The sequence below is a fragment of the Devosia sp. GW821-FHT12F11 genome (genome assembly GCF_058806655.1).
This window is the reverse complement of sequence record NZ_JBXAPX010000006.1, coordinates 114,784-129,138: the sequence shown is the minus strand read 5'-3', so window position 1 is coordinate 129,138 and position 14,355 is coordinate 114,784. Positions and strand designations below refer to the sequence as shown.

The 14,355-nt window shown below is 66.0% G+C and carries 12 protein-coding genes; 5 read left to right on the top strand and 7 right to left on the bottom strand.

Annotation, left to right across the window (positions count from 1 at the left end):
* Nucleotides 1-70: 70 nt before the first annotated feature.
* Nucleotides 71-814 carry a sugar transferase gene (locus AC1ROK_RS18225; RefSeq protein WP_492849493.1) on the bottom strand — a complete coding sequence of 248 codons (744 nt, stop codon included), beginning with the start codon at nt 812-814 and terminating at the stop codon, nt 71-73.
* Nucleotides 815-1,069: 255 nt separating this feature from the next.
* The gene (locus tag AC1ROK_RS18220) at nt 1,070-1,531 is read right to left on the bottom strand and encodes a hypothetical protein (protein ID WP_492849491.1); all 462 of its coding nucleotides are present in this window, start codon (nt 1,529-1,531) and stop codon (nt 1,070-1,072) included.
* 290 nt (nt 1,532-1,821) lie between these two features.
* Here AC1ROK_RS18220 and AC1ROK_RS18215 point away from each other — a divergent pair, with 290 nt between their 5' ends.
* The 3 genes from AC1ROK_RS18215 to AC1ROK_RS18205 all read left to right on the top strand — a co-directional run bounded on the left by AC1ROK_RS18215 (nt 1,822) and on the right by AC1ROK_RS18205 (nt 5,243).
* Nucleotides 1,822-2,592, top strand: coding sequence for an SDR family NAD(P)-dependent oxidoreductase (locus AC1ROK_RS18215; RefSeq protein WP_492849489.1), 771 nt, complete (start codon nt 1,822-1,824; stop codon nt 2,590-2,592).
* A 160-nt stretch (nt 2,593-2,752) separates the two neighbouring features.
* Nucleotides 2,753-3,901 (top strand): mandelate racemase/muconate lactonizing enzyme family protein, encoded by a 1,149-nt coding sequence (locus AC1ROK_RS18210; RefSeq protein ID WP_492849487.1) that lies wholly within the window; start codon nt 2,753-2,755, stop codon nt 3,899-3,901.
* Between the two features lie 166 nt (nt 3,902-4,067).
* Nucleotides 4,068-5,243: an ROK family transcriptional regulator gene (locus AC1ROK_RS18205; protein ID WP_492849485.1), complete on the top strand. Its 1,176-nt coding sequence runs from the start codon at nt 4,068-4,070 to the stop codon at nt 5,241-5,243.
* 21 nt (nt 5,244-5,264) lie between these two features.
* Here the strand turns inward: AC1ROK_RS18205 and AC1ROK_RS18200 are convergent, their stop codons facing one another.
* From AC1ROK_RS18200 to AC1ROK_RS18180, 5 genes are all read right to left on the bottom strand, one after another.
* Complete coding sequence (locus AC1ROK_RS18200; protein WP_492849483.1) at nt 5,265-6,662, bottom strand: xylulokinase; 1,398 nt, start codon at nt 6,660-6,662, stop codon at nt 5,265-5,267.
* Nucleotides 6,659-7,591 (bottom strand): ABC transporter permease, encoded by a 933-nt coding sequence (locus AC1ROK_RS18195; RefSeq protein ID WP_492849481.1) that lies wholly within the window; start codon nt 7,589-7,591, stop codon nt 6,659-6,661. The genes AC1ROK_RS18200 and AC1ROK_RS18195 overlap by 4 nt, the downstream gene beginning before the upstream one ends.
* Nucleotides 7,588-9,075 carry a sugar ABC transporter ATP-binding protein gene (locus tag AC1ROK_RS18190; RefSeq protein ID WP_492849479.1) on the bottom strand — a complete coding sequence of 496 codons (1,488 nt, stop codon included), beginning with the start codon at nt 9,073-9,075 and terminating at the stop codon, nt 7,588-7,590. The genes AC1ROK_RS18195 and AC1ROK_RS18190 overlap by 4 nt, the downstream gene beginning before the upstream one ends.
* 2 nt (nt 9,076-9,077) lie before the next feature.
* Nucleotides 9,078-10,007, bottom strand: coding sequence for a substrate-binding domain-containing protein (locus AC1ROK_RS18185; RefSeq protein WP_492849477.1), 930 nt, complete (start codon nt 10,005-10,007; stop codon nt 9,078-9,080).
* Between the two features lie 77 nt (nt 10,008-10,084).
* Nucleotides 10,085-11,236 carry a Gfo/Idh/MocA family protein gene (locus tag AC1ROK_RS18180; RefSeq protein ID WP_492849475.1) on the bottom strand — a complete coding sequence of 384 codons (1,152 nt, stop codon included), beginning with the start codon at nt 11,234-11,236 and terminating at the stop codon, nt 10,085-10,087.
* A gap of 441 nt (nt 11,237-11,677) precedes the next feature.
* Here AC1ROK_RS18180 and AC1ROK_RS18175 point away from each other — a divergent pair, with 441 nt between their 5' ends.
* Together AC1ROK_RS18175 and AC1ROK_RS18170 are read left to right on the top strand one after the other, a co-directional pair.
* Nucleotides 11,678-13,201 carry an ABC transporter substrate-binding protein gene (locus tag AC1ROK_RS18175; protein ID WP_492849473.1) on the top strand — a complete coding sequence of 508 codons (1,524 nt, stop codon included), beginning with the start codon at nt 11,678-11,680 and terminating at the stop codon, nt 13,199-13,201.
* A gap of 196 nt (nt 13,202-13,397) precedes the next feature.
* Entirely contained in the window at nt 13,398-14,345 is a 948-nt protein-coding gene (locus tag AC1ROK_RS18170) for an ABC transporter permease (RefSeq protein WP_291309151.1), read from the top strand.
* The last annotated feature ends 10 nt before the right edge of the window (nt 14,346-14,355 follow it).

Here is a 14,355-nt window from a genome sequence, read left to right as displayed (position 1 = left end):
GAAGCCGGTGCACTGGTACGACAGGGAACTGGCCTGCAACGCGGGGGCGCCAGGGCGGCGCCGGCTGCCGTCAGCTGCCGGAGCCGGACAGGAACTCGCTCTTGATCGTCATCCAGATGATCTTGAGATCGAGGCCCAGCGACTGGTTCTGGATATAGGCCAGGTCGTGGTCGATCCGGCTGCGGGACGATAGCGCATCCGTCGTCGGACCGCGCAGGCCGTTTGCCTGAGCCCAGCCCGACAGGCCCGGCCGCACCGCGTGCCGCAGCTCGTAATACGGCACCAGATCCTCATACAGCACGCCTGCTGCCTTCATGCCGATGGCATGCGGGCGCGGCCCGACCAGCGACATGTCGCCACGGAGCACGTTGAACAGCTGCGGCAGCTCGTCGAGGCTGCGCGAGCGCATGAAGCGCCCGAGCGGCGTGACCCCGGGATCCCCTGCCGTGACCTGCCGTACCCCAGTCGGATCGCAGGCATCTGTTCGCATGGTGCGGAACTTGTAGATGCGGAACGGCACGCCGTTGCGGCCGTGACGCCATTGCCGGAAAAAGATCGGCCCGGGGCTGGAAAGCTTGATGGCAATCGCCAGCATCAGCAGCGTCGGCGCCAGCGCGAGCAGCGCACCTGCCGAAAGCACGATGTCGAGGGTTCGCTTGAGGACATCCTGCACGGTCGCCCGTCGCGGCCTCGCCGCGATCACAGGGGCTCCGTTCTTCAATGCCAGCGGCAGGCCGTGTTGCGGTACCCGCCTGGTCAGCGTGCGATCGATCGGGACCACATCCCCGATCTCGGACGAAAGAAAAACACGCAAGTTATGCTCCGTCGCCTAGCCCAAAGCACTCGGCTGCATCCGCCAAGCGACTACATCCTCTCCCGCCCTCGGGAACGCGGCGCTCAGCCGGTAGCTCGGCCGAACTTCAAATCGACGGTACGCCACCGCAATGGCACTACCGCTCATAAGCGCCGTCAGCGTGTGGCCCGCTGCCGGCACTACACACACCAATCCCTGCCTCACCCTGCGATGAGACCTGGATCCTGCCATCGGGTTAGGCAGATAGCCGGCGCCTCAGTTGGCGCTGGCCAGCTCCGGCACCGGGATCGCCGCCGTCGTAATAATCTGGCAATCCTTGATCGTGGCACTGATCTCGAGGATCTGGGCCTGCTGAACCCCATCGGTCGAAAGCTGTGCCGCCGTTTCAATCGCGATCGGAAGCTCGGTCTGTTCTACCAGACAAGTTTCTTCGTCCTGGTAGAGCTCAACCAGAGCTGCCACCAGTTCAGCGATCGTCTCGTTAGCGGCTTCCGAGGGGGCACCGATGCCCTTGAGGAAACCGTCCACTGCGGCAATACACTGGCCCCAGCGGTCCTTGTCGCCGTCATACTCTTCGCCCACCACCGGTGCGCAAATACTCATGACGCCGGGAATGTCAGTCGGAGCGCTTTGGGCCAGAACGGCCGGGCTCCACATGGCAGCCATGAAAGAAACCGCTGCCAGAGTTCCGTACGCAAGTTTAAGATGAGGCATCATACCCTCCTCCTCTTTGTAACACATTTTTAACACTAAGCGTCTGCTGGGTCGAAAGTCAACGCGCCGCAACGACTTCCCCGATCACGTTATAGGCAGAACCGCGAAAATGGTTACCGGTGGAACTTCTTTATTACACGTCGCCAAACAACAACCGGCGGTGTTGCGGGCCGCTGCTTGCGGGCGGCGGGCGCCGGCCGGCAGCGGGTGGCGACGCCCTCATAATCCCTGTTTCCATCTTTCGCCAACACCGTTGCGATGCTGATATGCCCGGCATCAACAGGGAGGACTTCATGCAACGTGTATTGGTCACCGGCGCGGCCAAGGGCATCGGACGCGCCGTCGCCGAGGCCTTCGCGGCCGAGGGCGCCAAGCTGGTGCTGATGGATGTCGATGCCGCCGGACTGGAAGACGTCGCGGCGGCGCTCAACGGTAAGGCCGCAGCCACCGCGATCTGCGTCGGCTCGGTCGCCAGCCTCGCCGACTGCACCCGTGCCGCAGCCATGGCGCAACAGAGCTTCGGCGGCCTCGACGTGCTGAGCCACAATGCCGGCATCCAGACCTATGGCACCGTCGAGACCACCGATGAAGCGTTGTGGGACCGCACCCTCGACGTCAACCTCAAGGGCGCCTTCCTCATCTCGAAGGCCTCGATGGCCATGCTGCGCGCTTCCAAAGGCAGCGTCGTCCACATCTCCTCGGTGCAGGGTATGGCCTCGCAGGCCGGCGTCACCGCCTACTCGGTGTCCAAGCACGGCCTCATCGGTCTCGTCCGCTCGATGGCCGTCGATTACGCGCCATATGGGGTGCGCGTGAACGGCATCGCTCCGGGCTCGGTCGATACCCCGTTGCTCCGCAACGCTGTCGACGCCGCGCCCGACCCCGCCGCGGTCTATGCCGAGATCGACGCCATGCATCCGCTCGGCCGCATGGCCCACCCTTCCGAGGTCGCCAGCGCTGTACTGTTCCTCGCCTCCAATAACGCGTCCTTCATCACCGGCGAGGTCCTGCGGGTCGATGGCGGCATGCGCGCCAGACTGGGTGGATCACCCAAGACCGAGTGAGAGCAGGTGGGGGCGGGACTCTCGTCTGCTTTCGAGAGCTTGCACTGCTCCCACGCCATCCCGCTGCTTCGTTCGCTCGTCCAATTGACTCCCTGCTGCCAATCAGTCCCCCTTCTTTCACAATCGAGCGGGACAACCCCGCCGCTGAGGAGCCATTCAATTGAAGATTACTGCCATCAAGCCCTACGCCGTCTGGGTGGGGATCCGTAACCAGCTGGTCGTCAAGATCGAGACCGACGAGGGCATTTTCGGCTGGGGCGAAAGCGGCCTGTCGGGCCGCGAGAAGGCGGTGGTCGGCGCCATCGAGCACTATGCCGAAATCCTCATCGGCATGGACCCGTTCAAGATCGGCCACATCTGGCAGTTGCTCTATCGCAGCCAATACTTCGAAGGCGGTCGCGTGCTGCAGGCGGCGATCTCGGCCATCGACATCGCGCTCTACGACATCAAGGGCAAGGCGCTCGGCGTGCCGGTCTACGAGCTGCTCGGTGGCAAGCAGCGCGACAAGATCCCGACCTTCGCCACCACCTCGGGCGAACCCGGTCCTGAAATGATCGAGCAGGCCAAAATGCTGATCGCCCATGGCTGGAATGCCATGCGGCTATCGCCCTCCGGCCATGGCGAGGCGATCTACGAGCCGCGCGAGCATATCGGCAAGACCGCCAAGTGGATGGTCAAGGCGCGCGAAGAGCTCGGCGAGGACGTCATCCTCGGCATCGACTTCCATCACCGCCTGTCGGTGGCCGAGGCGGCGAGCTTCTGCCAGAAGATGCCGTCCGGCACGCTCGACTTCCTCGAGGAGCCGATCCGCGACGAAACCCCCGAAGCCTACGAGTCGCTGCGCACCCTTACCGACGTGCCCTTCGCCATCGGCGAGGAGTTTGCCTCGAAGTGGCAGTTCCTGCCCTACATCGAACGCGGCATCCATCAGTTCAACCGTATCGACGTGTGCAATGTCGGCGGCCTCACCGAGTCGATGAAGGTCGCCGGCTGGAGCGAGGCGCACTATGTGGACATGATGCCGCACAATCCGCTCGGCCCGATCTGCACGGCGGCCACCGTTCACTTCTCGGCCGCGGTGCCGAACTTCTCCTGGCTCGAGACGCGTTCCAGCCCGGCGGAACATCTCGGCTTCGACAATACCGAGTTTTTCCCCGTGCAGCCGCGCCTGGAAGGCGCGCACTACCCGGTCAGCGACGCACCCGGCCTCGGGATCGAGGTCAATGAGGAGCTGATCAAAAAGCAGAGCTTCAAGTTCTGGCAGGCACCCATGCTGCACCGCCGCGATGGCTCTGTGACCAATTGGTAGTGCTTTGACGGGTTGACGCCCCGCCGCGCCACCCCACTTAGTATTTGTGGACGCAGGAATCGAAGCTCAGCCCGTACTTCGGGCTGGGCGGCGTTGCTTCGGCGTCAATTTGGGTTGCGGCGAGGGCTTAGAATTGGCTGACTTCTTTGAACCCGCGGGACGCGGCGTGCAACATGCCAGCCTGCGCGCCGCCAATCGCCGCGCCGTGCTCACCACCATCACCTTCAGCCCCGGCATTTCGAACGCCGAGGTGTCGCGCCGCACCGGCCTCGCGCCGCAGACGGCGTCGGCCATCGTCACCGAGCTCGAGGACGACGGCCTCATCACGCGTGGCGACGTGCTGCGCGGCCGCCGCGGCCAGCCGGCAACGCCGCTCTATCTCGACTATGGCGGCGCCTATGGCATCGGCTGCGAGATTTCCTGGCGCCATCTCGACATCACCCTGATCAACCTCGGCAGCGAGGATCTCGGTCGCTATCGCCGCGATTTTGCTTATCCCGATGCCACGACCATCCTCGCCGAGGCGGCCGAGGCCATCGCTGGGCTCATTGCCCGGCTTACTCCAGCCCAACAGCAACGCGTTGCCGGTATCGGCCTCGCGACACCCAGCAATCTCGGCAGCCTGATCGGCAATGTCGACCCGCCGCCCGGCCAGTTGGAGGCGTGGCGCGCCCTCGACCTGCGCAGTGGGCTCGAAGCGGCGACGGGCCTCGCCACCACCTGGTTCAACGACGGCAACTGCGCATGCTTCGCCGAAATGGTGATGTCGCCGCCGCCGCGCCCAGCCAACCTGGTGCACCTGTTCGTTTCGACCTATCTCGGGGCCGGCATCACCGCCGAACATACGCTGTGGGAAGGGCCGACCGGCAATTCCGCCAACCTCGGATCCATGCTGGTCAACGGCCATGACGGCCACCGCAGCTTCGGCCACGACATCGCCTCGACAACGGCCCTCGGCCGACGCCTGGCCGAGGCAGGCATCGAACTGCCGGTCGGCAACCCCTCGGATTGGCCGTGGGCAGATTGGGAAGCGCACATCGCCCCCTGGGTCGAGGCATCAGGCAGCGCCCTCGCCGAGATCATCGTCAATACCGGCGCAGTGCTGGAGATCGATCACGCCATTATCGACAGCACCGCGCCGCAGCCGATCACCGAGCGGCTGGTCGCAGCGACGGAGCAGGCGCTGGGTGAACTGGTGGTCATCGGCGCCCGGCGCCCCCGCCTCGTCGCCGGCACGTTGGGCGCCCGCGCCACGCCACTCGGCGCCGCCCAGCTGACCATGTTCCGCAAGCATTTTTCGCGGGACTTGAGCGATATGCTGGCGGCTGGGGGTGGAGACTAACTGACCCTACGGCCGGTGCGCCTAAATCCGCGCCAGCTCGCGCAGCATCCCGGTCACCCGCTCGAACCGCCGCTGCTGCCGCGCGATCCGTTCCGCCCGATCCGCTCTCGGCAGATAGGCCTTGCCCCGCGCTGCCACTCCAACCGTCAGCCCCAGCGCCTTCGCCGCGGCGCGATAGGCGCCGAGGCTCGCGGCCAGTACCGGATATTGCGGCACCGTGACCTCGCGCCCCAGCACGTCAGCCATGATCTGCGGCCAAATCGCGCTCTGCGCGCCACCGCCCACCAGGTAGACCGGCCCCGCCGCGCCCATGGCCCGCACGTTGGCGGCGATGGCAAACGCCACGCCTTCGAGCGCTGCATAATAGAGCGTCGCAGCGCTGTCGCTGGCCGCGACATTGACGAACCCGGCCCTCAGCTCGAGGTCGACGAACGGGGTGCGCTCGCCGTTGAGATAGGGCAGGAACAGCGCGCCACCCGGCGCGACATCGGCTTCGCCCGCCAACTCCTCGGCCTTGTTGAGGGTCAGCCCCAGCGTGTCGCGCGCCCACTGCGCCGCCGCACCAGCCGAGAAGATCGGCGCCACCTCGATCAGCCCGCCATGCAGCGGATGCGACAGCCGGTAATAGGGCCGCGGCGTCCGTTCCGTCACCGCGGTGACGCCGGCCACCCAACCGCTGGTGCCCAGGTAGATGCTGACCTCGTCCGGCCGCTCCGCTCCGCTGCCGATGGTGGTGGCCGCGGCATCGCCGCAACCGTTGATCACCGGGATGCCGGCGGGCAGCCCCAGGGCTATCGCGGCCTCGGCCGTGAGCCCGCCCAGCACCGTCTCGGCCGCAAGGATCGGCGGCAGCAGCCCACGATCGACGTCGAGCAATTCGACCAGCGCCTCCGACCAGTCGCGCGTCCCGATGTCCATCAGCCCGGTGGTGCTGGCGCAGCTCGGATCGGTGGCCGCGACGCCGGTAAGCCGCAGCGCCAGAAAATCCTTCGAGCCCGGCAGCACCCACTCGGCTCCCTTCGGCCCAAGCGCCAGCAGCTTGAAAGCCGTCATCAGCGGTCGCGGCGCGTTGCCGAGGATGGCGGTTGCATCGGCCGCCTCGAGCCCTGCCACTACCGCCTCGAACGCTTCCGTGCCGATCGGATCGGAGTAGAGCGCTGCATCTCGCACCGGCTGGCCGACCGCATCGACGGCGATCAGGTTCTCCATCATCCCGGTCAGCGAGAGGGCGGCGACGCCGTCGAGCGGCAGCCTGCTCACCGCCTCGACCGCGGCGCGCCACCAGTCCTCCGGCGCCCGCCGATGCGGCGCGCTCTGCTCGGGGTAGCCGGCATCGGTGGTGGCGATCACTGCGCCATCATCGGCGAACACCGTCGCCTTCAGCGCCGAGCTGCCGCAATCCAGCACGAGGATACTCACTTCGACCGCCCCACCCGGCGCAGCAGCACGGCGACGAGAATGATCACGCCGGTCATGATCTTCTGCACGAACGGCTCGACCCCGACGATGGTCATGCCGTTGACCATCACCCCGGTGATCGCCACGCCCAGGAGCGTTCCCGCCACCGTCGGCGCCCCGGTCGGCGACGCGGTGGTGCCGATGAACACCGCCGCATAGGCCGGCAGCAGCAGCGGCTCTCCCATGGTGTGCTGCACACTGCCCAGCCGCGAGGCCAGCAGCAACCCGGCCAGCGCCGAGAGGCCGCCGGCAATGGCGAAGGTCACGATCACGTCGCGGATGATCGGCAAGCCGGCGAGTCGCGCCGCCTGGGCATTACCGCCGATCGCCCTGAGCCGCCGCCCGAACTCGGTCTGCGTCAGGACGAACGCGGCGATGCCCAGCACCGCGACGATCCAGAAGCCCAGGACCGGAATGCCGAACAGGTCGCCGCGCGCCAGGCTCTTGAAGCCGTCGGGTACCGACTGGAACAGGCTCTGCCCGCCACTCAGCCCGAAGGCGAAGCCGGAAAGGATGGTGCCGAGCGCCAGCGTTGCGACGAAGGACGGAATGCCGAACCGCGCCACCAGCACCCCATTGGCCGCGCCGCCGACGATGCCTACCAGCAGCGCCGCCGGCACCGCCAGCCACACGTCATAGCCCTGCCCGAACAACACGAAGCAGATCACCGCCGCCAGCGACGCCGAGAACCCGACCGACAGGTCGAACTCCGAAATGGTCATCACCAGCGTCGCGGCCGTCGCGACGATCGCCAGCGTCGCCATCTGCTGGACGAGGTTGAACACATTGGCCGGCGAAGCGAAGGCCGCCGGCGCCGCGATCGAGAAGCCGATGCAGAGCAGCACGAAGGCGATCAGTGTGCCGAAACGATTGAGATTGGTGCGGGTCACGCCGCCTCCCGAGACTGCGCGGCAGCCGACAGCGCTTCGGCGCTCGCCTCCGCGCGGGTGAAAATTCTGACGATGCCGCCCTGCCGGAACACCGCGATGCGGTCGCCCAGCTCCAGCGCTTCGTCACGATCCGAGGTCGAGACCAGCACGGCGTTGCCGTCGGCGGCGATGGCCCGGATGATGTCCTTGATCGTCGCCTTGGCCATCACGTCGACGCCCTCGGTCGGCTCATCGAGCAGCATCACCCGCGAGTGCCGGTTGGCCCAGCGCGAGAAGATCAGCTTCTGCTGGTTGCCGCCCGACAGCGTCCGCGCCAGCTGCCGTGGGTCGCGATAGCTGAGCGACACCCGTTCCGCGGCGACGAGGAACTCGTCGCGCTCAGCCCTGGTGTCAGGGACCGGCAGCCCGCTCATCCGGCGATAGCCCGAAAGCAGCGGCAGCGTCTTGTTGAACACCAGGTCTTCGCTGAGGAACAACCCGCTGCGATGCCGGTCTGCCGGCACGCACGAAACCCCTTGCGCAATCGCCTGCCGCGGCGAGCGCGGCGCATAATCGGCGCCGGCGAGCCGCATCCTGCCGGCCCAAGGGATCGCCCCCCAGATCGCGTTGAGCAGGCTCGATCGTCCCGAACCGGCCAGCCCGTAAAGCGCAAGCACTTCCCCGGCATGCACATCAAGCTGCGCCGGCCGGGTCAGGTCGCCCGCCGTCACCCCATCGATCTCGATGACCTTGGGGGCACTGGTATCGGTCTCCCGGGTCGAGCGCTCCGAAGCGCTGCCGCCCATCGCCGCGATCATCGCCTCGGGCTTCACTTCGCCCTCGGCGAAATGCGCCACGATCCGCCCGTCGCGGATCACCACGGCGCGGCCGCAGAAATCGGCGATTTCGTCGAGCCGGTGGCTGACCAGGATGATCGAGGTGCCGCGCTGCCGCGTCCGCCGCAGCACTTCGTAGAACCGCTCGGCATCCTCCGCCGGCAGGGCGGCGGTCGGCTCGTCGAGGATCAGCAGCCGGCCCTTGTCGGCCACCGCACGCAGCAGCCGCACGAATTGCCGCTCGGCCGGCGGCAGGAACATCACCGGCACGTCGAGATCGAGTTCCGGCGCGATCTCGGCCGCCACTTCGGCAATCGCCGCGCGCATCGCCTTGCGGTCGATCCGTCCGAAGCGTCGCGGATAGGCGCGGCCGAGATAGCAGTTTTCGACCGTATCGAAGCCCGGCACCAGCGGCGCATCCTGGTGGATCACCCGGATCCCTGCCGCATAGGCATCATGCGCCGAATGAAACTGCACCGGCGCGCCGTCGATACGGATCTCTCCGGCATCGGGCCGGTCGGCGCCGGCGATGATCTTGATCAGCGTCGATTTGCCGGCGCCGTTCGGCCCGACGAGCCCGAGCACCTCGCCCTCGGAAAGGGCGAGGCTCACGTCCTCGAGCGCATGCGTCGCGCCGAAGCGCCGGCTGATCCCGGAAAGGTCCAGCAACGTCAGGGACAGGTGACGCCGAGGCTCTCGCGGGTGATCAGTTCCACCGGCGCGTAGAGTTCGTCGGCCTTGGCGCTGCCGCCGGCGAGAATGGTGTTGAGCTCACCGGCTGCAATATTGGCCATCTCGCCAAAACCCTGGCGCACGGTGCCGACATAGGCGCCGCAGGCCTTGATCAGGTCGATCGCCTGCGGGTTGCCGTCGATGCCGGCGATGACAATGCCCTTGCGGCCCGCTGCCTCGATGGCGAGGTTGGCGCCGATCCCCGGCTCGTCCCAGGCTGCCCACACCGCGTCTATGGCGCCGTCGCCCGGGTTGGCGAGCAGCATCGCATCCATGGCGGCGCGGCTGTCATCCACCTGGCCGGGCACCGCCACGTAGTGGTCGGCCACCTGCTTGATCTCCGGGTTGGCCTTCAGCGCCGCGTCGAGCGCCAGCTCGCGCTGATGCACGCCGGGGTGCGCCGAATAGAAGAAGCGCACGATGTTGCCCTTGTTGCCGATCTGGTCGAACAGGAACTTGGTCATCGTCTCGCCGAGCACATAATTGTCGGAGGTGACGTTCAGCACGCTCGAAGCGTTCTTGGCACCGTCGATGGTGATGACAGGCACGCCCGCCGCCTTGGCCTTGTCGACCTGATCCTGAATCTGCGCCGGATCGACCGACACCAGCACGATGGCGTTGGCGCCGCTGGTGGTCGCATCCTCGACGCGGCTGGCAAAGGCCGCCATGTCGCCGGCAGTGTCGACCACGTCGACAGTCCACTGATATTCGGCTGCCTTGGCCTTGAACGCCTCGATCATCTCGCCGGTCGCGATCGCCGCAAGGAATGGGGTGATCACCGACACCTTCTCGCCGGCGGCCAGAGCCCCCGAGGAGACGCCGAGCGCCAGGATGGACGCGAGCCCGAGGGCTGCGATGGATTTGTGCATGGGATTGTCCTCCGAGAATTCCGCGCGAACATATCGGCGCCGCTTGAGGCCGCAAAGCCCTTCCAACGGCGAATCCGTCAGCTGAGCCCGTAGCTGTCGAACTGCCGCCAGGTCTCGGTGAGCTCGATCACCTGCCGGCTGGCCCGCGCCTCGTCGATCTTGATCGCCGTCATCCCCGCCACCAGCCCGTCGACGATGGAAACCGGCAGCGGCGCCCCATCGGTCAGGTGGGCGAAGATATCGGCCACCATCTGCTCGTCGGCGCCGTAATGCACCGAGCTGCCCTTGGTCTCGTAGCGCTTGTCGACCATCCGCTCGCCGGTCCGCGCATCGTGCACGCGGTAGAAGTTGCGCACGAAATCGCCCTCGGCCATGCCATGCGTGCCGATGACGGTGAAATGCCGGTATTCGTCGGGCACGTTCAGGTTGGTGTGAAAGCAGAGGTTCTCACCGCCGGAATACTCCACCAGCGCCGTCTGGTAGTCGATAATGTCGCCATCGCCGTCCCACACCCGGCTATCGCTCTCCCAGCCACCGGGCTTGCGGAAGTACACGTCGAGATCGTTGATCCCGGCCTTGGTCGGCATGTTCTCGGGCACGAAGGTCTTTCGCCCGCCGAAGCTCGCCACCCGTACCGGCCGGTTACCGACCAACCCCTGGTAGAGGTCGATGTCGTGGCAGCACTTTTCGAGAATGAAGCCGCCCGAATAGCCGCTGCGCCGGCGCCAGTCGCGCATGAAGAAGGCCCCGTGATAGGGCGCGATGTGCTCGCTCGCTTCGATCGAAGTGATCTTGCCGAGTGCGCCGGAGCGATAGCTCTGGACCAGGTCGCGATAGAGCGGCGCGTAGCGCAGCACCAGCCCGATCATCACGCTGTCCGCGCCACCGCTCTGTCTCAGGAGTTCGAGCAGCGCATACGTGTCTTCCTCGGTGGTCACCACCGGCTTTTCGGTGAACACATTGAGCCCGGCCTCGAGCCCGATCCGGATGTGGTCGAGGTGCATGTGGTTGGGTGAGCCGACCATCAGGAGGTCGAGCTTTTGGGCCCTGAGCAGCGCCTCGGGTGTTTCGTAGGCGGGACCCGCATCGATCCCCGCCCCGGTCAGTTCCGGCATCCCGTATGGCGTCGGATCGACATAGCCGCAAAGTTGCGCGCCCGGCACCTGCTGCACGGCGATCCGCGCCAGGTACCCTACCCGGGCGCCAAGCCCGACAATTCCGATCTTCACGTCAAACGTCTCCTCCAGGCGGCGTGCAAACTAGGCAATCGCTGCGCCGTTGAGAAGTCATCTGAAGCCCCGCGATGCGGCTGAGCCCATTCGACGCAGCGATCAGCGCTCGCGATGCGCTATCCTGGCGTTTCCCGCTGCCCTTCCGGTGCGCCGCAGCGGCAAAATCATGCCCTTACGCAAGCAACGTTCCATATAGCGGAACGCAAATCAGCGACCCAACATTAATTTGCTGCTCGTTTTGGGGCTGAAACGGGAAGCTACTTGCCATACGCACATATCCTATGCAGACTATCGGCATGCAAAAAGAGTTTGCATTCCACATTATGGGATATGCCGGCAGCACGAAGCGCGGTGCACTGCCGACTGCACAGGGGGACAGATGTGGAGGCGCCGCGCGACGCACAGATTTTCAGGGACAATCGGAAGGGACGATTCAACATGCAGTCTAAGGGAAAGTTCGGCCAGCGCCTCGGCGCCATTGCCGCGGCTGCGATCATGCTGGCAGCCTTTGGCGGCGCCGAAGCCATGGCGGCCTCGCCGCGCGCCGCAGAGAACAAGGTGGTGCTGATCGCCCGCCAGGATCCGGGCACGCTCGACTACGTCACCAGCGGCCTCACGGCACTGCGCCTGTGGATTCCGGCCAACGTCGTCGAGCCGCTGGTCTATTTCAACAAGGACGGCTCGGTTGAGCCCGGCGTCGCCGAGTCCTGGACCATTTCCGACGACAAGCTGACCTACGAGTTCAAGATCCGTAAGACCAACTTCTCCGACGGCACCCCGGTGACCGTCGAAGACGTGATCTACTCGCTCAACACGATGAAGGCCTCGCCGGTCGTCAACAACTCGTCGGCCTACAATGCCGTCAGCTCAATCGAGAAGGTCGATGATCAGACCGTCAAGGTGACGCTGTCGCAGCCGAGCCAGAACTTCTGGCGTGGCATGGGCTCGGTCGCCGGGCTGATCCAGCCTGAGCACGCCGCCGGCAGCATCGCCACCAACCCGATCGGCACCGGCCCCTACGTGCTGAAGTCCTACACCACCAACTCGACCTTCGAGTTCGAGGCCAACCCCAACTACTGGGGCACCAAGCCGACCATTACTGCCGCCACCGTGCGCATCGTGACCGACGGCACTGCCGGCCTCAACGCATTGGAAGCCGGTGAAGTCGACGCCGTTCCGGTGATCACCATCGACCTGTGGGAACAGCTGACCAAGCGTGAGCTCGACAAGAAGTTCACCCTCGTCACCTATCCGCAGATCGGCGAGCCGACCTACGCGGTGTTCAACCAGAAGCTCGATCCGGCGCTGCGCCAGGCGCTCGCCGCGACGCTTGACCGGCAGTCCTACAACGACGCCTTCGGCGCCTCGTGGGGGGCCGAGAACACCTGTACCTTCGCGCTGCCCAACCAGCCCTGGTACTCGCCGGAAAGCCCCGAGACCTGCCCCTACCCGTTCGACTATGAAGGTGCGATGGCCAAGGCGCCGGAATTCGCCTCGACCCCGCTGGAATATGCCTCGCTGAGCGACGTGCCTGACCTGTCGCTGCCGGCCGATATCATGATCCCGGCCATGCAGGGCGCCGGCTTCAACGTCACCCGCAACGCCATCGACCTGGCGCGCTACAGCCAGCTGATCTTCCAGGGCCGTCCGCCGCAGTTCGACATCACCGTGATGTCGGGCGACGCCGAGCCGACCCAGTGGGCCTGCCCCAGCCCGGACAAGGCCGGCTGGAGCACCTACTGCAGCGCCGAATACACCCAGGCGCTGAGCGACGCCGACAAGGCCACCACGGATGAGGACTACCTCGCCAAGATGAAGGAAGCGGCGGACATCCTGCGCAAGGACGCCGTCATCGTGCCGCTGATCGCCAAGAAGGGCGTCGGCCTGTTCGACGGCGAGCTCAAGGGCTTCCTCGAGCCGCGCGTCCTCGTCGCGATCGAGATCGGCAAGCTGCACTGGTAAGTGCTGACTATTGAACCCGCGGGCCGTCGGCGTAACGCTGGCGGCCTCGACTGTGACTAAGCACGGAGTCATTCCCGCGAAAGCGGGAACCTCTGTTTCGGTACGCGCAGCAAACGGAGATCCCCGCTTTCGCGGGGATGACCCGGTGGGTGGGCCAGTCCGAGACAGACGACTCCAAGGAAGGAAGTTGAGCTGAATGGCAATCTACGCGCTGCGCAAACTTGCGTTTTTTCTGGGCGCCGTGTTCGTTGCCTCGCTCGCCATCTTCATTCTCATTCGCGCCGCCGGCGGCAATGTCGCCGCCATCGTCCTCGGCAAGGACGCCACCGCCGAGGCGATCAACGCCCTGGCGCATGCCTACGGCCTCGATCAGCCGCTGCCGGTCCAGTACTTCAACTGGATCACCAACATGCTGCAGGGCGATCTCGGCCAGTCCTTCCGCACCAAGGAAAGCGTCGCCGACCTGGTCACCGCGCGCCTCTCCGTTTCCGTACCGCTGGCTCTCTCCGGCCTGCTGCTCGGCCTCATCATCGCCATTCCGGTCGGCACCTACGCGGCGCGCAATGTCGGCAAGCCCTCGGGCGCCGTGCTGGCGCTGATCAGCCAGATCGGCATTGCCGTGCCGGTGTTCTGGGCCGGCATTCTGCTCTCGGTGCTGTTCGGGGTGAAGCTCGGCTGGCTCCCCACCGGCGGCTGGGTCGATTGGCGCGAGAGCCCGATCGGCGCCATCCGTTCGCTGGTGTTGCCGGTGCTGTCGCTGGGCCTGATCATGGCCGCGGTGCTGATCCGCTATGTCCGCTCCGCCGTGCTCGACGTGATGAACCAGGATTATGTGCGCACCGCCCGCGCCGTCGGCATGACCCGCACCCAGGCGCTGCTCAGCGTGGGCCTGCGCAACGCGGCGCTCCCCATCGTCACCATTGTCGGCCTGCAGATCGCCGAGCTGATCGGCGGCACCGTGATCATCGAGATGGTGTTCTCGCTGCCGGGATTGAGCCGCATGATCCTCGCCAACGTCGCGGCGCGCGAAGTGATCGTGGTGCAGTCGACCGTCATGCTGATCATCATCTTCGTCATTTTCGTCAACTTCGTCGTCGACCTGCTCTACGGCGTGCTCGATCCACGCGTCCGGAACGCGGCGTGAGCGGGAGGCA

Excerpts from the sequence above, each read along its gene's own strand:
- AC1ROK_RS18220 (WP_492849491.1), bottom strand. The coding sequence starts at position 1,531 with ATGATGCCTCATCTTAAACTTGCGTACGGAACTCTGGCAGCGGTTTCT.
- AC1ROK_RS18215 (WP_492849489.1), top strand. The coding sequence starts at position 1,822 with ATGCAACGTGTATTGGTCACCGGCGCGGCCAAGGGCATCGGACGCGCC.
- AC1ROK_RS18185 (WP_492849477.1), bottom strand. The coding sequence starts at position 10,007 with ATGCACAAATCCATCGCAGCCCTCGGGCTCGCGTCCATCCTGGCGCTC.
- AC1ROK_RS18175 (WP_492849473.1), top strand. The coding sequence starts at position 11,678 with ATGCAGTCTAAGGGAAAGTTCGGCCAGCGCCTCGGCGCCATTGCCGCG.
- AC1ROK_RS18170 (WP_291309151.1), top strand. The coding sequence starts at position 13,398 with ATGGCAATCTACGCGCTGCGCAAACTTGCGTTTTTTCTGGGCGCCGTG.